General features: G+C 58.6%; 7 protein-coding genes. 1 reads left to right on the forward strand and 6 read right to left on the reverse strand.

Features of this window, described 5'->3' with window-relative positions:
• Window positions 1-36: 36 nt before the first annotated feature.
• The 6 genes from B4M43_RS17795 to B4M43_RS17820 all read right to left on the reverse strand — a co-directional run bounded on the left by B4M43_RS17795 (window position 37) and on the right by B4M43_RS17820 (window position 14435).
• Complete coding sequence (locus B4M43_RS17795; RefSeq protein WP_296268780.1) at window positions 37-3918, reverse strand: RHS repeat domain-containing protein; 3882 nt, start codon at window positions 3916-3918, stop codon at window positions 37-39.
• A 34-nt stretch (window positions 3919-3952) separates the two neighbouring features.
• Window positions 3953-4441 (reverse strand): hypothetical protein, encoded by a 489-nt coding sequence (locus B4M43_RS17800; protein ID WP_296268781.1) that lies wholly within the window; start codon window positions 4439-4441, stop codon window positions 3953-3955.
• Window positions 4442-4475: 34 nt separating this feature from the next.
• Window positions 4476-7370 carry a hypothetical protein gene (locus tag B4M43_RS17805; RefSeq protein WP_296268782.1) on the reverse strand — a complete coding sequence of 965 codons (2895 nt, stop codon included), beginning with the start codon at window positions 7368-7370 and terminating at the stop codon, window positions 4476-4478.
• A gap of 2 nt (window positions 7371-7372) precedes the next feature.
• Window positions 7373-9652 carry a hypothetical protein gene (locus B4M43_RS17810; protein ID WP_296268783.1) on the reverse strand — a complete coding sequence of 760 codons (2280 nt, stop codon included), beginning with the start codon at window positions 9650-9652 and terminating at the stop codon, window positions 7373-7375.
• Window positions 9649-12174, reverse strand: a complete 2526-nt coding sequence (locus tag B4M43_RS17815; protein WP_296268784.1) for a hypothetical protein — start codon at window positions 12172-12174, stop codon at window positions 9649-9651. The genes B4M43_RS17810 and B4M43_RS17815 overlap by 4 nt, the downstream gene beginning before the upstream one ends.
• A gap of 398 nt (window positions 12175-12572) precedes the next feature.
• Window positions 12573-14435 (reverse strand): hypothetical protein, encoded by a 1863-nt coding sequence (locus B4M43_RS17820; protein ID WP_296268785.1) that lies wholly within the window; start codon window positions 14433-14435, stop codon window positions 12573-12575.
• A gap of 389 nt (window positions 14436-14824) precedes the next feature.
• Here B4M43_RS17820 and B4M43_RS17825 point away from each other — a divergent pair, with 389 nt between their 5' ends.
• Window positions 14825-19912 carry an RHS repeat domain-containing protein gene (locus tag B4M43_RS17825; RefSeq protein ID WP_296268786.1) on the forward strand — a complete coding sequence of 1696 codons (5088 nt, stop codon included), beginning with the start codon at window positions 14825-14827 and terminating at the stop codon, window positions 19910-19912.
• The last annotated feature ends 108 nt before the right edge of the window (window positions 19913-20020 follow it).

A 20020-nucleotide genomic window follows, 5' to 3' on the forward strand; every position in this document is an offset into this window, starting at 1 on the left:
AGGTGTCCGGGCTTCTTTCTGCCACATGCAGCAGGGTCAAGCGGTACTGTCGGTCGAGCTCAGGATGTTCAGTGGGTCGTAGCCATACATGCACTCGACCTGCGCGGCATCGGTCACTCGGGTCAAACGGTTCAACGCGTCGTACTCCAGCGAACGTGCTGCATCGTCGCGCGTAAGGTTGCCATTGGCGTCGTATTCGAGCTCGATTACTTCAGGATAGGGCGCACCACCGCTGTTGGTGATCCGACTGAGTTGAACAGGGTCCTTTTCCTCAAAGTAATAGACGGCGTTGTTCGAGCCGCCTTCGAATTGGGTCAAGACTTGTTTGATATTGTCGAGCGCATCGAAACGGAACACCTGCTTTTTGATTTGCTTGCCGTAGGGGTCGACCGGGCATAAGTCTCCAGTGCATTCATACGTGGTCAACCGGCCACGGGTATCGTACCGGTACGTCTCGGCGCGCAGGGGATCGACCTCAATGCCCTGCTCGGCAGTCGCCTGATCTTTGAGCGTACGGCTGACGATCCGGTCGAAGTCGTCGTACGCCTGCGTCAACACCTGTTCGGAGCCGTCGGAAAAGGTGAAAGTCCGTGAGATTTCACGCTCTAGATCATCGTAGGCCAGGGTCGTGGTCAATGCGTTGACGACTTGCCCGCCTTCATCGCTCTCTGCAGTCTTGTAACTGCACGTACGGCCCAGCGCGTTATAGACGAACTCGGACTCCAGCGAACCAAGCGACGTGCTTATCAGCCGTCCCTGATTATCGTATTTGTAGTCCTGGGTTTGCCCCAGTACGTCCACATAGCTTTCCTGACGTCCACGCAGGCTGTAAGCGTAAGCCATCTCGAACTCGCCACGCGTTTCCACCTTGACCTCGCCAGTACTGAAGTACGTCCGGGAAAATGCATGGCCGTCCTCTTCACTGCAATTTTCGAGACGCGCGTTCTGCTTGTCGAACCCGTAGTTCGCTTCCTTGCCACCCAATGTGCGTTTGACCGGCTCTTCGCTCAGGTGCGGGAGGTACTCGTACTCGACGGTTCCCATTGGCGTGGTAACGGTGCAGGGCTGCATCTGCCCCGGCAGGTAAGCGTAGGTCTGCTGGCGCTCGCCCGTGATCGATAGCACCATCCGGTCGAGGCCATCGAAACCCTGCTCGCCGAGCACCACGTCGTTGACCTTGATGCTGACAGGCAAATCCCCAGCGCTGTGCGGCGCGTAACTGCGGATAACGACTTCGCCCTCTTTCAACTGATGCGTGAGGAGGCGGTCGAACGGGTCATAGGTGAAGGCTTCCGATTGCTTGTTGTCCGCCACCAGCCCCGTGACCTCTTTGGCCTTGCGGCCTAAACCGTCGTACTCGAACACCTTCTCGCTGACGGGCACGGTCTCCTGCTCATCGCCCGGCGTTTTCTTGGTCAGCCGGCGTACCCGGACAGGACTTTCGAACAGGTTCATCTGCGTTTCGGTCACAGCGGTCTTCTGACCGTTCTCCACCTCGGCGCCATCCTTGTCCAGCCATTGCTGCCGCCATTCACGCACGATCGGACCGGTCTGCCCATCGCCTATCGGGTCCTGTTCACTGAACTCTGCCACGCCATCGGGCGTGATGACGCACAATTGCTCGCCCCAAGCGTCGTAACGCTTTTGAGTCGTGAGCGCCAGTTCGTTACCTTTGAGCCAATCGATTTCGGTCTCGCTGAGTGGATTGCCCCAGGCGTCGTAACTGGCCCGGTAAATGGCTTTCAAGCCCCCCGAAGACCACTCCATCATTGCGTCGTCACGCGCCTCGCCTACTGTACGGTGCAGGCCGTCAAAGTAAGCGACAGTCTTGACGCCCTTGACGTCGAACTGCGTTTGCGTGGCCTGGTCGCCATCGCTGGCGCACAGCTGGTATTCGTAACGGCGCTCGGCCTCTTCGGGCTTACCGGGGCTGACCACCTCGTGGGTGACGCGACCCAGGCTGTCGTAGAGGTTGAGAATTTCGATGCCGTTGTCGTCGTGGCTCAGCAGCGTCTGACCCGTCGCCCGCGAGAGTTGGGTCCTCAATGCCTTCGATGCGCCATCGTGGCCACACAGCGTCTGGGCAATCTGCAGGATCGACGTCCCTCTGAGTGCGAGCATGTGGCGGCGATCGCGTTGGCCTTCGACCTGTGCCGACTCGTCCCAGTCGACCTCCCCGAACGAGTAGGCGAAGTCGGTGCGGGTATCGAATGTGCGTGCCTGCGCGCCTGACCTGGGGAACGCCGTTACCTGGGCGCGTATGCGACCGTGCACCATTGGTGCCGAAGGTTGAATGTTTTCGTATTGCGCTTCGCAGTAGGAGGTGGTGACCGACTTCAGATCTCCCCCACTGGCCAGGGTATCGGTATGCAGGGCCAACCAATGGTCCTTGAGCATCGATGCGCCGGAAGCCTTCAACACTGGTAGACCCTGGTAAGTGTAGCGATTGGTGCGTGGGGCGACGTTCCCCACATGCCCACTTGCGGGTATCTCGGTCTTTTCTTTGAGGTAACGCACGAACCCCTCGGGATCACCCGGAAAGCCTGCTTCATCCTGCGCATACCATGTATAGGTCTGCTCGATGCCATTGGCCGCCGTATGCCGAGTGAGGTTGCCATAGTCGTCGTACACGCTGCTGACGATCTCTTTGCGCAGGCGCGTGGGGTTGCTCTTCGACGACCACCGGGTCTCGACACCGTGCGGGAGCTGGCAGTATTTAGGCTGTTCGGCGAACGTCCTGTCAGCAAGCAGGTTATAGGTTGTGAACACCTCGTGCAGGTTGTCACCCACGACCGACGTGCCATCGTCGCTGAGCATATCGCCGTGGCAGGTCGCTTCGCGGATCACCAGATGGAACTTGTTGAAGGTCCGCTCGATGCTGCGCACCGGTTTGCCATCGACCCACAAGGTTTCGGTGGTGCCGTAGTCGTAGTCCATGGGTTTGCGGAACAGGTTGTCCAGGCCGTCGTCCTTCCAGTCCAACAACGCATTGCCACCGAGGAAATTGTGCTGGTCTTTCGAGTAGGTGTAGCACGTCTTGATCAGGGGCTGTTCGTGACCTGGGTCGTTGAGGTGCTGCGTCACCCGGGGCAGCGGATCGAGGCCCGAGCCAATGGGAAACTTATGCCCCTCGTCCTGGTAGGATATCTTCTCCACCCCGCCAGTAGGGGTGTGCACCTCGCTGATGCATTCGATACTGTACGGCGTGTCGTATGTGAACCGCCAGCTGGCCTTGTTTTCGGTAGGCAATTCGATACGCCCGACCCGGCGTTCGGAACCTTCCAGCACCATGGTATAGGCAGCGCTGCCGGTATCGGTTCGGAAGGTCAAGGTGACCGAAGTATTTTCGCGGTCGATCTGCAACAGCGTTTCGCCACGCATGTCGGTGACCTTGCTCAAACGCGGAATGCCGTCGTTGAAGTTGGCGTACTCGAGTTCGATCCATTGGCCTTGTTCGTTGAACACCTGCACCGGCAAGGCTCGCAGATGTTGGCTGCTGCCTTGGGTTTCGAGGATCTCCACGCGACCCGAGCGGTGTACCAGACGCCAGCGGCTGCCGGACTCCTCGTACAGATGGAAGCTGTCGATTTTCTTTTCTTGCATGGCCAGTTGGTTGGTCGCGCCGACACGGCCGGTGGCTTTGTAGGTCTCGCCGCTGGCCAGGGAAACGATGCGGCGCTCGGGGTCCGGATCGAACTGCGACAGTTGCAGGTTCCAGCCCTTGCCGTATCCGGTGTCCTGGAAGGTGAGCGGGCTGTAGCGCAGGGCCAGTTCGAAGTCCGGACCGAGCAGATCGTTGCCCGTCAGGCTGGGCAGGTCGATAGATAGCGTATAGAGCCCGGTACGCGAATCGACACCATTGTTCAGATAGCTGACAAAATTGAAGGCGTTGGAGTGGACGGACGTTGATGCAGTCATGGTGAGTGCTCGCTCTGTGGGAAGGCGAAATTGATTAAGGTCTGATTTTTACGCAGGACAGCTTTCCGTCGATTGAGCCCTTGTTATACTCACCCGAATCATAAAGAACACCCGGTGCGACGATATCGCCTTTGCGCTTGTGTCGCAGATCGGAAATCTTCTGCCATGGAACGTCTGTAGGACTCATGTAGCTGCGCAGGGTAAATTGCCAATCACCCACATCCTCGGGAAACCGGCATTCATCTTCTGCATCCAACGTGATCAATGTGGCAGACGGAACATTTTCAAATCTGTAGTAATAGGCTTCGTCGTTTTTACAAGCCGTGTCTTTCATCTTCACTACAGCGTAATCTTTAATTTCTATAGAGCACACTTTTCCGCCAGGCATATCCTGACCATTCTTGCCTGTGAAGTAAATTCTGGCTGAATTCGAAAGTTCCGCTGCCTCTCCATGGGAAGTTCCACACCCCAACAGCAGGGCGCACCCAACACTCATGACAGATAGTTTTAATCTGTTCATCATCTTAATTCCTCGACATGTGGTTTGATCGGTCGCTCTATCGAGCGACCGGGTCCATCCACTCAGGGGTGAAGTGGGTTTGTGTCAATTCGTTTCTGTGCCCGGTTGTTCCAGCCTTATTGAAGTCTATCTGCCGATAGTGCGGGTTGCCGTGCTGATCGCGCAGCACGACAGCGATGTGATCCGACAGTCGATCGCGGGGGCCGTCGTTGTCCGTGCTCTGCCACTCGAAGTCCATAACCCGGTGGTTGGTGACGACAAAGGTCCCCTTGGCGAATATGGGATCCACTGGGATATTCAAGTCATATTTACCGTCGATCACTTCCAGCAGATCTTCGTCGAACTGAATATTCGGCTCGCTGGCCTTATGGATGTCCTTGAATATATGACCGGTGAAGCTGAACATGATTTCTTGAGGGTTTTCACTTTCCCAACGGATCATCGACGTACTCACAGGGTCGCCCTCGGCTTCCCGCGGTAGAAACTGACACGTCTCGAAGCTACTGCCATGCAGCCCCAACACCCAGTAATCGAGTGTCACCAAGTGCAAGTTGAAGTCATCCGGACTCCCCGGAGTTTGACTACTCCCACCCTGGACGCGCATACGCGTCCATGTGTACTGACTCTCATTGGGGGGGGGGAAAACTTTAGGGGTAACTGCAATCTTACTGTGTTCGCCTTTAGTCGCCGTGGAAGCCCAGATGCCTCCCCGGTCGGCGACGAAGCTGCTGTACAACGAGGTGGCCACTCCGCCTCGCTCCTTACAATGCAGATAGATGTCCTGCCGCGTGATACCCAATTCTTGATCGTTGAAACCCTCGTTATCGAGGATTTCGTGAGACGAGGCCGATTGAGCGTAGGCAAGGTGAAAGCGGTTGGGCACTTGGCGGGTGGCCCAATTGTTGATGTTGTCTCGTTCCAGTCCCTCGCTCGGGCCCGCTCCATCCAACGGAATCACTTGCTGTTTGGAAACCTCGAGGCTCAAGCCGATCGAGGCACGCTCATCGTAGCTGAGCCGATGATAACGACCGTCCGCCGCCTTTTCGGTTTCGATGACCACTTGCACGCGCAATGACTGGAAACCGTTGTTGAGCATATCTGCTTTAGTATCGTTGGCCCCACCTCCCAGCGCTTTGACGGTATAGGACGTGACATTGGTCCAGGTGGGGTCCTCTGCTTGCTCAGGTTCACCGACTTCGAGCAAGCTATAACCCGCCGCCAACACGACACCGTTCTGCACCAACTCGCACGTCACCACACTGGTGCCTTGTTGGTTGTCCGAAGCCGCCTTGTAGCAGCCGTCTTCATCCAGCGTGCCTGGGCCAATCAGTTGCCAACGTCGCTGTGCACCGGGCAGCAGGTCCGGTTCCCGTTCGGACAGCGTGACTTTTTGCCCAGGCTCGAGGTTCAAGGCGCGGACGGGGTCCAGCACAAGCGATTGCAACCCATTGAGCATCACCAGGGCCGCATGGCGTTGATCGGCGCCTTTGCCTACGACCTGTTGCACGCTCACCAACCGCTTGCTTGCCGCGGTTTGCGGGTTGAACCTGACGCGCGCGCCCTGATGGCGATCGAGTTCACCCAGTTGGGCGCCCGGCAGTGTCCAGTCAATGGCTGCGCCCCCTTGAAGGGTTGCGGCAAGGTCCATGGGCGTCTGCGGCGCGAATACCGCCACCCGTGGGGCGATTTGCGTGCGCTCGAACTTCACCAGCAATTGCGCGGTGGTTTCCCGGCCCTTGTATTGTGCCGTGATGATGATGGTCAGGCTGGGGTAACCCAGGTCTTGCGCGGCGGGGCTGCTGTAGAGGCCGTTCGCATCGATCGCCCCATCGCCCACGGCGCTGTGGCTTTGCCGGCTAACGGCTTTCCAGCTCGACGCCTGAACCTCATTACCGGCCCGGTCACGCAACCTGAACTGCTGCCGCTCGCCGGCTTCGATCACCATGAAGGGCGGATCGACGCCCAACAGGTCGGGCGACGGTTCGATACTGCCGAAGATCGCCAGGTCATGAGGCGTAAACCGCACGCGCTCGACGAAGTCATGCGACGCTGGGAACAATAATGATGTGAGCACATCGATACGATCGGCCGTGGCATGCTCGAGCATGGCTTTGTCGATCACCAAGGCGGACGTGTAGCGCTCGCTTCCATCGCCGTCGCGATCGTCCGGAAGCAGATAGGGGAAACTGGAGCTAGGCGACAGTCCACCCCCGGAATTGCCCCGCAACTGGATGAACGTCAGTACCGCGCCGTCTCCGTAGTTGGCCGCCCCCCTCATTTGCGCGCCAGGCGCTGCCTGGGTACGAATGATGAAATGCGTAGGCGTCAGTGGCGAATAGCCAGCGAAATCCACCATGCCTAGCTCGAAGCGACCTTGATGATGCTGCAATCGGCTGAAGTGCTCCTGTATGGCACCGGCCAGCAAGGCATTGACGGTGTCGTTGTGACCCATCAGGTTGCAGCGATAGGCAGTGGCCTGGGCCAGGTCCAGGGTCACTCTGCCACGCCGATCGACCTCACCGACGGCTAGGCTCAGGTCGATGTCCACGACCAAGACATAGCCCAAGTCCTCACTGATGGTGAAACGCGTCAACAAGTTCTCCGCCAGCGGCGAGTCGCTGAGGTAAGTGCCTGCAACGATGGGGAATGTCAGTTCGGCTTTGGAGTCGTTGACCGACGCGTTCGTGAACGACAGCGTGGGCGGGCCGAACTCCAGCTTTCTGAGCACGCTGCGGGTGCGGATATGGTCCTTGTGGTCGATGTCGGCATTGAGCAATGGCAGGAAGCGCAAAGCGTTGAGGCGTTGCAGGTATTGGTCGCGCAACAGGCTGTTGAGTCGAGTGCGGCCGAATGCCGCGACGGCGCCCCAGCCCAGGGTGACGTTGGCCCCGTCCATACGTGCCAACACGTTCTCGAGAGAGTTACCGGACATGTTCAAGCCCTCTTGGATTCATTAGGGACGCGTGCCGATTTCGCCAGCATCCGACGGCTCAATGCAGGGAATCGGTCGGTGTTCAACGGCATGATCTGGTGGCCTTCGAGCAAGCCGAAATCCTCGCTCTCGAACGTCGCCATGACCAGGATGCCCGGGGTTTGCTGCCCGCTAGCTGGCTGGTACAGCCCTGTGCTTTCGTCTATGTGGCCGCTGCCCACGGCCAAACGCCATGTCGCCTCACGGGGTCTGCCGTTGAACAGTGCGACGAACTGCAGCGAACCGTCGCCTCGAGGGGCTTCGGACAGCGCCACCATCAGCGCTGGCGGGCGCTGTATCACCAGCACATGGACACTCTGCGGCTCGCCGCCTGCAGCGCCACTGACCAGAAGTTCGTCGTGTACGTAGGTCTTGTCTGTAGCAACGGGGTGCGCTTGGTAATGGCACCGCTGGCCCTGCTCCCGAGGATCGAGCAGGCCGCTCTCGCCAGGCACCTCGTTGGCATGTGCCCACTGCAGCGATCCGCCCTCCATCGACGCTGCGGTCAGTACCCATTCCCCGTTCGCTTGTACCGTGGTGATGAAGGGATTTGCCGTCAGCGGGTATTGGCGCACGGTCACTACAGCAGCGGTCGTGGCGCCCAGGCCGTCGCTGACTTGGACTAGGACCTGACCGGAGCGACCTTGTAACGCGCTCTTTGCAGGCGCACGGTAAACCCCTTGCTGATCGATCTGGCCAGGATCAGTGGGGCCGCCTAGTAAACTATGCACCGACCAGGCCAGGGGTCCCTCTGGAGGGTTTTCGACCACGAAGCTGTGTTGCCCACCAGCCAGGAGCACCACCTCGTGGCTAGCCAATCCAAAGGCGGGGCCAGCGCGCAGGGGACCGAAAACGGCGAGGGCTGCCGGGACTTCGAATGCAGTGGGCTGCAATGTTCCGCTACCCAGCAGTCGCAGGCTCTGCGACCACTGCTCTGGGGCGCGGGAGTCGAGCTTGATGGCCATTGCCGACAAAATCGCCTGCTTGACCGCATACGCGGCAAAATCCTCCGCCTGCGCCTTGAGCTCGTCATCGATGTCGCCTGGCAGACCGTGCAGGGCAGTGGCTTCCTGCGCCTGCGGCCACGGCGAGAAAAATTGTCCTTCTAACATGCTGTAATCCGTGTCGGCAGCCGCCAGCAAGTGGAAGCTATGACTCAGGTCCAGCTTGAAGCTGACGTCGTACTTGGAAGGGACGGCTGTATCGTCTGCATCTTTGCTCAGGCAGGTGAAGCTGACGGCGCAGGTACCCTGCCAGCGCTGGCCGGAGTGATCCTGGGCGAATTCAGCCACCAGCCCGCCTGCCGCATTCAGCTCGAAGGCCTGGCCTTCGAACAGGTAATCACGGCTTTGGTAACGGGTGGACGGAACCTGCAGGGTTCCGCGGGTGACACGCAGGCCTGTGAACACATCGTTTTCGTCCCTCAGCTCTTCTACCGTCGCGTTTTCCAGAAACTCGGCGAAGCCTTCGCTGAAACTGTTGCGGCACAACAGGTTCATGGTCAACAACTGGGTAGCATCACCGGTTGCCTGCTGCTCCAACAAATAAGGAAACTCATCGCTGGGACTCGGCAACGTGCCAGTTCGACCCAGGCATGAGGAAGCGAAAAGCAGCAAGGCCGAGCCTTGCGGGCCGGTCTGCGCGCGCAAGCGCATAGGTCCGAGACCCAAGGCAGAAGAGCAGGACGAGCTTGCCGCCAAAACGACCTCGCGTTTTTCCAGGTCTTGCTGAGCGAGTTGCGCCTGGAGCCAACGGCCTGCTGCTGCCTGTACGGACGAATCGCCATTCACGGCGAGGCTAAAGTTCTCACCTTTGGCAATGTCCATGTGCAACTTGCCGTCAGCGTATTCGGGCATCCATTGTTGAGTGGCGGCCAAACCGTCTAGCTCGTCATGGACCGAAAGGCTCAGCACCTTGTAGGGTTGCTCGGCTCTCACTAGAGTGCCACCGTACAACCGGATCTGAGCCTCGAACTCCTCGGTGTCGTGCGTAGCGCGGCCGACATCCATGCTCAGCGCAGATACCCGGTAGCCGGCCAGGTGGTAGGCCAGGTCGGTCTGTTCGACTTCGATGACGCCTGAAATCCCTGTCATGTCTTGACCGCTGCCTAGCCGGCCAAGAAAGTCGTGTTGCAAAAGCCGATTGGCCTGCGCCAGTGGCAAGGCCGTGATGCTGTCCCAACCCAGAAGATCCGGATTGCGTTGCATCCATTGGGTGAGCGCTGGATTGCTCATCTTTTTCATGGTCGATCCTCCTTGTTGGCATTCGCAAGCTCGTAGACCCCGGTACCGCGCACCGCCGCCTCCAGCTCGCTGATGGGTAACGGCTGCAATACGTAGCCTTCGAACACGCCGTCGTCTTCGCTGCGGTAGGTGGCGGTCAAGAGGGCGAACGTCTGGTCCCCGCTCGGGCCGCAGGTGTAGACGCCGTTTGGTTTGCCATTGGTATTGCCGAACGTTCCCGGACCATGGCGCACATCCCACTCGACTTTCGCCGGATCCCGCGGTCTGCCATTGATGAACGCGACAAGTTGCACACTGCCAGTGGCCGGATCGACTTCACGCGTTACCAACATCGGCGACTTGGTCGCGGATTCGACAATCACCACTGCGGTGCTCAGCACTCCACTGGCGGCGTCTCGGACCTCGACCTCGTCGGCAATGAACGCCAGCCCAGCGTCATAAGGGTCGTCGGGGTCCGAGGGAGGCATCGTCTGAGGTGCGATGTACTGAGCAGTCAACCCCTGGCCTGCCACCACTCCACCCAAGGAGGCGTCCTTGATCGCCCACGTCAGTCGGCTGGCTTCGCCCAGGTATCCAGCCTCCAAGCTGAGCGTTGCTTTGGCTTGCATCACGTAGGCCACTGGATTGACTTGCAGGGCATTGCGCAGCACGGTGACCAGTGCCGAGCTGCTGAAACCGTTGCCCTGGCTGGTGGCAGTTATCCGCAGCCTGACGAAAAGGCCCGAGAACGAATCGGCGGTCGGCGCTGTGTACAAACCCGTTTGCGGATCGATGGTGCCAATCTGTTCGCTCAACACGCCTGCCAGGATGGGTTCGACCGACCATCTCAGGTCACCGGTTGCCGGGGTAACGGCAAATTGCCGAGTCGTGCCAGCGACCAAGTTGTGTTCCACAGGGCTGACGACAAAGGAGGTCGTTCGAGGATTCACTCGGCCGAAAACGCCAACGTCGTTCGGGGCGCGTAGCTCGTCGGCGATGACCGCACTTCCGAAGTTAAGTTTGATTATATCGAGCAATAAGGTCTCGATGGACAGGGAAAGTTGAAACTCGAACGACAGGATCGATCTAAAAATCGAACCCACGCCACACAACGAGGAACTAAGATTCTCTTCTGCACTTCGTGCAATCCAACTAACGATCTCATCCAACTTGCGTGACAATACTAAGCACACAAAATTATCATCACACCCTTGCGGCTTGTCAATTCTGCCCCAGTAAATGTTAGGATTCATCAACTCCCGGACAGTAAAGTTTTCTCGTTCAAAACTCGCGCCTCCGTCATCAGTCAAACGATAAGAGGCTTCTATGGAGAATCTGTATGTGACGCGATCAGGAGCTACGAGATTTGTCTTATCATAACCAGCAGCGGTCAGTGTCTCACCGAAAGACCCAGTAAGGTCGTCTACGTCAGTGAGCGACACATGAACGTCGTCAACGGCATCGAATCGAAAGCTCACTACCCCTGGAGAGGGGATGGATATCCTCAGCCGATGGGTCAGTGCTAAATCTGACTCACTGACCTCATAAGAGGCTCTCGTTTCCCAAAACCTATCAAAAAAATCCCCATCGTAAGAAGCAGTACCGCGCCAAGATGGAACTGATATGGATCCTCCCCTTCCCTCCAAGCTTTGAAACAGGCCCTGACTGTCGTGAAGGATTTCGAAGGCAACGTCTTTTGGATTTTTTGCTTTCTTCGCGAATGCATCCGCTACCAAGCTCAGCAGCACCCGCTTGGCATCAAGCAGTACCGTTGTGGAACGATTACCGTCATTGGGTATCAGGTATCTGAAACCAGAGTCTGGTGCTGGCAGGGTGCCTTCACGATCACCCTTCCACCGCACGAAGCCGAGCACCGCGCCCTCGGGATCGTCCGCCGTACGTCGCCGTGCTTGGGTACGCATGACGAACGACTGGGGTTGCAGCAGCTCGTTATCACCCCTCTCGATACGCCCGATGGGAAACACTCGTTTTTCGTCATCGAGGGCGGCGAACTTCTGCTGGAAATAAGCCCCTACCAGATTCTGCTCGATCCGATCCTCCGAGACGGTCATGCGGAAGTCGTCGCTGTATTTCAAATCCAGACGCAGTTCACCTTGGTCGCCCACGACGCCCGGCACTTGGTCCAGCCGCAGATTCAAACTGAGTTCCGGGCCCTGCAAGGGGCTGGTTTCGCGGATTTCCCGCGTATACCACTGCCCGCCCAGATTTTTCAGTCCAAGCTGGGTGCCGCCCACGACACGCATACGCAAGCGCGCCTTGGAATCGTTGAGGTCGACATTTTCGAACGACAGCCGTGGTCGGTCGAGGGTAAAGTCTTTCAAGGCGAAGCGACGCTCGTCCCCATTGGGGATGGTGCCGCTGATAGGATCAAGATAAGAAGACGTCTTGAACCTGCGAATGTATTCTTGCGTGAGCAAGGTATTGAGTTGGGTACGATCAAACGCACAGATCATCCCCCAACCGAGCGTGCGCGGTTGTTCTTTCATCCATTCGATAAGCTGGTCCAGTGAATAGTCCGCCATGACGGTATCCTTCTATCAGGTTCCGAGAAAAGTTTCTTGCCGAGCAAGCAGTGCCGATCGGTCTCTCCACGCAACTCAATATGCATGCACAGTGTATGGGCTGGCATGATCAGGCGTACGCAACTACCGGTGGCGACACTTCACTCGCGGCTGCCTTTCAGCGAGGGAAGCCTTGAACGTTCTTCAAGGCTGATTGTTCTAAAGCTGGTGCACCCCGCTACCACGCGCTGCGGCCTCAAGTTCGCTGATGGGCAGCGGCTGCAATACATGGCCTTCGTAAGCCCGTCATCTTCACGGCGATGCGGCGCGGCCAACAGTGCGAATACGCGGTTCGTCACTGGAGCGGGTAACGGGGTCGTGCTGCATGCGAAATACCCGAACAGGGGCGCACAATCACTTCATGCTTCCAGGAATATATCTGCCGGCACGATCGGCTTGAAGCTATCACCGCCATCGAAACTGACCGACGCGTATACTTCGATGGTCGAATTGAGCTGCAACTTTTCCACATGGGATTTTGGTAATTTCATCACCAACTTCCTCGCCTGGTATTCGTCCGCGGAAATCGCGACGTTATCGCGAATGACTTCAGGCGGAAGGGGCGCATACTGCGGTTTGGGCCTGCCGACAACCCAGACCCGGACGATCTGGCCCTGATCGAACAATCGCCAACTGTTGTTGCTCAATGTGAAGAGCACTTCGTCCTTGATGGACTGCAGCGACAGCTTTCCGTTCGGCGCGTCAGGGCACTGCACAGGTTGGAAGTCCGCCGAGTCCCAATCTTCGATTCTCAACCCATAGATGGGCGATCGTTGCACTGCCCGACCCGCACGCTCCACGGTGTAGTACACCTTCACGCGCCTGCCGAGATTCGCCGGGACGGCCGAAGCAGGAATGACGTAGCGCAGGTTGTCGTCTACGACGGGGGTGCTGGTGCTGTATTTGCCCAGCTCGCCATAGCCGTCCCAATGCATGGTCACCTTGCCCCAATCGGTGCCTGGGACCTCTGGCAGCCGCACATTGGCGCCGGTGATGAGGCGGATAGGCAGGATGAAGCCGTATTGCTCGATATCGGGATCCGGTTGTTCTGGAGGCTCGGGGTCCTGTGGCGTGACGCCCTCGATGATAGGCAGTTTCAGCACCAGGGGCTTGCGCAAGGTCAGTTCGAGCGCGGCCGAGTCGGCCGCCTCTCCTGGTCTGGCCCACTGGTAAGCGAAGCTCACCGTCTGGCCCAGATTGGCCTGCAACCATTGAGCAGGGATCGAGAAGCGTAGCCGGCCACTGTCGATCAAGGTCCGATCAACCCGTACGCTGACGCGCCGAGCGGATTCGCCCATTGCATGCAGCAACACATCGTCGGCGTATTGCATGCCGTAATCCGGAATCTCGACCATCAACCCGTCCGGAAACTGGTCTGGGTCGAGGTATTCGTCGGCGTCACCTTGCACTTGAGGTGGCGGCAGACTTGGAAGCTGGGGTGGCAAGCCGGTCACAATGGTCAAGCGCTGGACAGTGGACTGGCTTACCGGGTCCGAGGGGCTGCTGTCGGCATAGACCACTGTGTAGCTGATCTCGCACCAATCACCGGCCAACTCCAGTGTGGAGCGGTCAATGGACCACACTACAGGGCGATGCAGATCCTCTTCCTTGAGTACTTTAGAAAACGTGTCATCGAAAAATTCGTCTGTCCAAGTCAACTTGACGGTATCCCCCACCGCCATTGCCGGAAACGCACTTACCGCTACCACCAAGTTGCCAGTGATCCGTGCAAGGTCGATGACCAACCCGTCACTGTTCTGAACATGCGGCGCGGATACTTGCTCGATGGGCGAAATCGGTTTGTTGACATAAAACAGAAGGCGTGGCGACTGTTCCTCCGCATACCGCTCAACCGCACCATCGCGGGTGATGATGGTTTTCGCGTAGGAGTAGAACACGGTGCCGCCGTCAAGCCTCGTCAGCAATTCGTTCTTGAAGTCGACCATGAAGCTGCCATCGGGCTCGAGATCTTGCACCTGCACAGGCGTGCGCTCGCGGTCGACCACTTCGCCCCCGGCACCGCGACCGAAAAACTGTGGCCAAAGTTCGTCGCCGATTTCCAAGCCATCAAACTTTATATACGTGAAGAGCGGCTGCCCTTGTAACTTTTCCAGATCGACCGAATCGCCTTCCAATGCGGGAACGATGGGCAGCGGCAACACCGTGCTGTGGCGCTCGACCTGGTCTTTATCCTGACCGGACGCCCGTCGGGAATCATTCATTGGATCGTCTCCTCTATGCGACATCGGCATTATCTTTAAGCACCTACTTGCCTTGGGTGTGGGGTCTCTCTTCGCGCCAGGCGACATGACGAGCAATGCTGACAAGACAAGTTGACTGCACTGTGGACAGGCGATTGGTTCAACGACTTACTGGGCGCGACTTTAACGCTCTGTACGTCATCACGCTCGAATGAGCCTCCATGCTTATGATGAAAAACCGGGTTTTCTTCAATGCGGTCAGGCGTGTGTGCATGCGCCGTTCACCAACAGTTGTACGCCTGATGAAGGGCCTTCGAAACTGGTAGTTTTATCAGGTGGCAATGGTTCAATGACTTGGTAGCGTTGGTTATGAACCGCAGCTGGTCTGCAGGCAATACGAGGAACAACTCATGACGGTCACATCTGATATAAGCTCAAACGCGCTGAATTTCTTAAGCCATTTGCAAAATGGCGTGGATCCTCGTACCGGGCTTTACACACTTTCTATCGCGCTGCCCGCGCTGAGGGGCAACGATCTGCTCGGCCCCGATTTCGAGCTGGCGTTGCGCTATAGCCCGCTCAACCTCCAGGACACTGGATACGGCAAGGGCTGGAACCTGCAATTGTCGCAGTTCGATCCAGACCTCGAGAGTCGTATCGTTTCCCTGGCCAGCGGCGAGACCTACAAAGCCACCGGCCGTGTCGGCGCGACCAACCAGCTGGCCATGCAAGAAAAGAAAATCGACAGCTTCCATCTGTATGAGGAATCCGACAGCCGCTGGCGCTTGGCGCACCGTTCGGGCCAGGTCGAAATGCTTGAGTCCCAAGGCAGCCTCCGCCATCGTCGGGCCTTGCCGGTGCAGGTGTTCAATGAACAAGGCCAATGGATCAAGCTCGAATACGTCAACTTCAACGACGGCATCCCGCGGCTGAGCAAAGTCACCGACATGCACGGCGACACGTTGTTGCAGATCACCCGAGAAAGCGCTTTGGTCACGCTGACCTTCAGGACCGACACCGGCAGCGCCTCCTACACCCTGGTGCTGGTGGATGAAGACCGCAAGGTCGGGCGTATCGAACTGCCCACCGAAAACAAGGCCAGTTGGCGGCTCAAGTACAACAGGCTACGCAACATGGACTGCATCGACCAGGTGCACACGCCCACCGGCGGCTTCGAAGAAGTGTTCTATCAAGATGAGGGGCACAAGTTTCCAATTGGCTCCGGCCTCGATCCACTGCCCCGGGTAACGCAGCACCTCAACCGTCCAGGCCATGGCCAGCCTATGATCGACACGCGTTACACCTATTCGAAAGACCAGCACAATTTCCTCGGTGGCAACGCGTCGCTGGACTGGAAAGACGACGGTTTGGACAACCTGTTCCGCAAGCCCATGGACTACGACTATGGCACTACCGAAACCTTGTGGGTCGAGGGCAAACCGGTGCGCAGCATCGAGCGGACTTTCAACAAATTCCACCTGGTGACCCGCGAAGCGACTTGCCACGGCAGCCTGCTCAGCGACGATGGCGAAACCGTCGTGGGTAACAACATCCTCGAAAAGATCACAACCTACAACTTGCGCCCCGGGCTGTTCAGCGAACAACCGAAAAACTGCCAATTGCCCCACGCTGTCCAGACGCGCTGGCGCTTGAAAGACAACGCCACGCAGGCGCGCTCGGACCGCGTCGCCAGTACCTACGACGACTATGGCAACTTGCTGACTTACCAGGCAGCCAATGGCGTGGTGGAAACGTCCACTTGGTACACGGCTGCGCAGGACGGCTATCCCGGCGATCCGGAAGGCTTCGTCAGGCACTTGAAGCGCAAGGTCGTCACACCCGCAACCGGCCATTCGGGCCAAGCCCCCACGCTGACCACCACCTATCGATACGAGCACCTTGGCGTACTTGCCGACAGCGTTGCCGGCAGCGGCCAGCAATACTGGACGGCCTTGCAAAGCGAAACGTTCGCCGACCAGAACGAGCTCTATACGGTTCACTACAGCTATTACGCCCACGAACAGGAAACCGCAGCGCCAGACGCGCCAATGGTGCATGGCCGCTTGCGCGCGCGCGCGTCGGCCTTTCCATGTGGAACGGTTGACCAGAGTGAGGCCAAGGCCACCCTGGACACGCTCATCGAATATGCATACACCTTCGAAACCATCGATTGGGACAGCTTGCTGGGGTTGGTTGCACAGGACCGTCGCAGCGCCAACGCCGCACCCGAGTGGTTCGAGCAAGCGCGCGTGTTGCGCACTCAGCAAACCACCAAGGGCTACGATGAAAAGCAAAAAACGACAGCTCAGGGCTTCTCGTTGTCGACCGGCGAGATGCTGTTGGACCTCGATGAGGACAACGTGGCCCGATTCACCCGATACGACGGCCTGAGGCGCATGGTTCGCCAGGTCGTGGCGCCCGGTAGCGTCCACGAAGCATTGCGTAGCGAGGCCTACCACCTGTGCGCCACCGAGCAGGAGCAGGCCCAACAGCGCTCTACGGACAGCATGGGCGTGATGACCACGCATCACTTCGACGGGCTTGGCAGGACAGTCGAGCAAACCCGTGACCATCTCGACCCGGCGGAACCTGAGAAGCATTTGACTACCGTGAAGAACCAATACGACGCCTGGGGTCGGGAGCTGGCGACCAGCCAATACGACTGGCTGGACGGGCAGGCTTTCCCGCCACCGGCGCAGTTGCGGACGACCGAACACCGCTACGACACATTGGACGAGCGCAGCATGACCTTGCGCGCCGACGGCGTGCAGGAGCATCTAGGGCTGGGCGGGCAGCCCTTGCTGGCTACGGAGCAGCGGCGGACGACCGAATACCGCTACGACGCATGGGGCGAGCGCAGCATGACCTTGCGCGCTGACGGCGTGCAGGAGCATCTTCACTTCGACCCAACCCAAACCGACGAACACAACAATGTGTTCAAGACCCGCTGGCTTCAGGCGCCCAGGCAGACGCTCACAAGCGAAAAGGTCAGAAGCACCATCAACGTCTTCGAGAAACCGCAACTGATCGAACGGCTAGACTTGGCTGACGCACCGGTCGCTGTACAGAAGCTGACCTATGACGGTCTGGGTCGGTGCCTCGGCAAAACCGACGAGCGCGGTTTCACAACTGGATTCGAGTACGATGCATTCTCACGCATGACGGCTAACCTGTTGCCCGATGAGACGCGTATCGAACGGCGATACGCTGCGCATTCGGAGGCGGATTTACCCGTCAGTATCGTGGTGATCAGCAACGTGGAGTCGCAACCCCGTTATGAAGTCGGTACCCAGGAGTTTGACGGTCTGGATCGGCTGGTCTCGCGTAGTGTCGGCAAACGGCTCGAACAGTTCCTGCACAAGCCTGGGCAATCCGCGCCCGTGTCCATGACGACCGCCGCCAAGGAAACCATCAATTACACCTACAAGCTCGATTTGTCGCCCTTGCCGACTTCCAGCAGCGCCGTCGACGAGCAGGCCATCTTCGACTACCACCCGATCACCTCCCTGCTCACAAGCGCCTGCAACGAGCAGGGACAGCGTAAATACGAATATGACTTGAACAACCGTATGACCCATGAACACTGGATAACACCTGGCAGTGACACGTTGACCACTTCGTACGCCACCTCGTTTCAAGGTCTGCTCGCGACTCATACGGATGCAGGCGCGGTCGTTACCACACACAGCTACGATGAGCGGGGCCGCACCCAATGCATCGCGCAGGGCAATGTGGTCGCAACGTTCGAATACGACTCGCTGGGCCGCGTGTCCCGTACCGCCTGCTGCGACCAAGCCAACCACAGCACGTTGACCACCGATGTCCAATACGACGAGCATGGGCGCGAATGCCGTCGTACCCAGCAACTCGATGGGCAACCGCCCAAAGTATTCCAGCAAACATGGGGCAAAGATGGCCTGCTGGAGGCACGCGAGCTGCAGGAAGGCAATAGCGTCCTGCATCGGGAGGAGTTCCTCTACGATGCCAAAGGCCGTCTGAACATCGTCGACTATAGCGGCCTGCACCTGCCTGAAGACGATGAGGGACGATCGGTGACCAAGCAGGTGTTTCGTTTCGATGCGCTCGACAACATCACCACCGGCCAGACTACATTTGCCGACGCTAGCAGCGCCAGAACCCAGTACACCTACGATAAGGACGATCGTTGTCAATTGACGGGCCTGACACTTATCCGAGCCGATCAAACGAAGCTGGAGTTGATATTTTCGTACGACGCCAACGGCAATCTGCAGGTCGATGAGCAAGGTCGCGCGCTGCGCTACGACAGCCAGAACCGTCTGCTGGAAGTCGGCAGCACCAGCCGTTACCGTTACGACGGTCTGAGCCGCCTGATGGCCAGTACCGCCGATGACGACGAGGAGGCCTTGCTGTGGTTCGAAGAAGATCGACTCAGCCTGGCCATGCGCGGCGCGACCGCTACCCGGTACTGTCGGCATGCCGATCTGCCGCTGGCCGTTCAGAGCGACGATCCTGGCGCTACCCTGTTGTTGCACACCAGCGCTACCCATAGCGTCATGGCCGAGAGCAAGGCCGGGGCGGTGCGTACTGCCATCTACTTGGCGCATGGGCAGAGCTCCAGCGCTTCGCAACTGGAGAGCGACCTGGGCTTCAACGGCGAAGCGCTGGACGCGGGCAGTGGCTGGTACCTGTTGGGCAACGGCTACCGCGCCTACAATCCGGCACTGATGCGTTTCAACAGCCCGGACTCGGAAAGCCCGTTCGCTACCGGAGGCTTGAACCCTTACATCTACTGCCTGGGTAACCCGGTCACCTTGCGCGACCCTACCGGCCATAGCGCGACAGGTTCGTGGGGCCGGCAAAGGCGTTTGGACGAAGACGATCCGAATTGGCTGGGAACCAAGACAGGCGGGGACTCGATGAAATGGATATGGGTGGCCGTGGCCGTCGCTGCCACGATCGGCGCGGTATTCACCGCAGGCGCCTCATTGGCAGCGGTGGGCGCGTTCGGCGCGGGGGCGGCAACGGCGGTGGCCACCGCAGGCAGCGCAGCGGCGGCCGGGGCGAATGTCGGCTTCTTTGGCGGACTTGTCGCCAATTTCGCGGGTACGAGCGTACTTTCGGCTGTCCTCCACACGGCCACTGCCGTGCTGGCAGTGGCCGGCACAGGGGCGCATGTGGTTGCAACCGTCAATGACGACCCCACGGCAGGGAAGTGGGCCGAGTATCTTGGGTTTGCCAGTATCGGCGTGGGTGTGGCGTCGGGTATCACGACCATGGGCAAGACCGTGATGACGAAATTCTTCGAGCGTGGCGCTCGGGGTTCTGTGGCGGCAAGTGTCGGTCAGGCAGGGCTGCCTACAGCTGTGGCGCAGACTGCTACTGTGCCAGGCAGGCAACCCAAACCCATGGTGAAAATAGGCCGACGCCTCGGCAAACAAGGATTTGGCCAGTCGGACTTGCCAGAGGATATTTTGATGGTGGGTCGCTTCGGTCGTCCTCAACGTTATAGCCTTTGATAAAAACGCCCCTAACAAAACCCGCTTTCGAAAGCGGGTTTTGTCCTGTCCCCTCATGCCCACCTAGCATTTCTACCAGTTTCAGCCAGCGTCCCCCCAACGCTAGCA

Source organism: Pseudomonas sp. UBA6562, from assembly GCF_002434265.1.
Classification (GTDB): Bacteria; Pseudomonadota; Gammaproteobacteria; order Pseudomonadales; family Pseudomonadaceae; genus Aquipseudomonas.

What these genes read in the sequence shown, in the direction of transcription:
- B4M43_RS17795 (WP_296268780.1), bottom strand. Translation starts at nt 3,918, where the DNA reads ATGACTGCATCAACGTCCGTCCACTCCAACGCCTTCAATTTTGTCAGC.
- B4M43_RS17800 (WP_296268781.1), bottom strand. Translation starts at nt 4,441, where the DNA reads ATGATGAACAGATTAAAACTATCTGTCATGAGTGTTGGGTGCGCCCTG.
- B4M43_RS17805 (WP_296268782.1), bottom strand. Translation starts at nt 7,370, where the DNA reads ATGTCCGGTAACTCTCTCGAGAACGTGTTGGCACGTATGGACGGGGCC.
- B4M43_RS17810 (WP_296268783.1), bottom strand. Translation starts at nt 9,652, where the DNA reads ATGAAAAAGATGAGCAATCCAGCGCTCACCCAATGGATGCAACGCAAT.
- B4M43_RS17815 (WP_296268784.1), bottom strand. Translation starts at nt 12,174, where the DNA reads ATGGCGGACTATTCACTGGACCAGCTTATCGAATGGATGAAAGAACAA.
- B4M43_RS17820 (WP_296268785.1), bottom strand. Translation starts at nt 14,435, where the DNA reads ATGAATGATTCCCGACGGGCGTCCGGTCAGGATAAAGACCAGGTCGAG.
- B4M43_RS17825 (WP_296268786.1), top strand. Translation starts at nt 14,825, where the DNA reads ATGACGGTCACATCTGATATAAGCTCAAACGCGCTGAATTTCTTAAGC.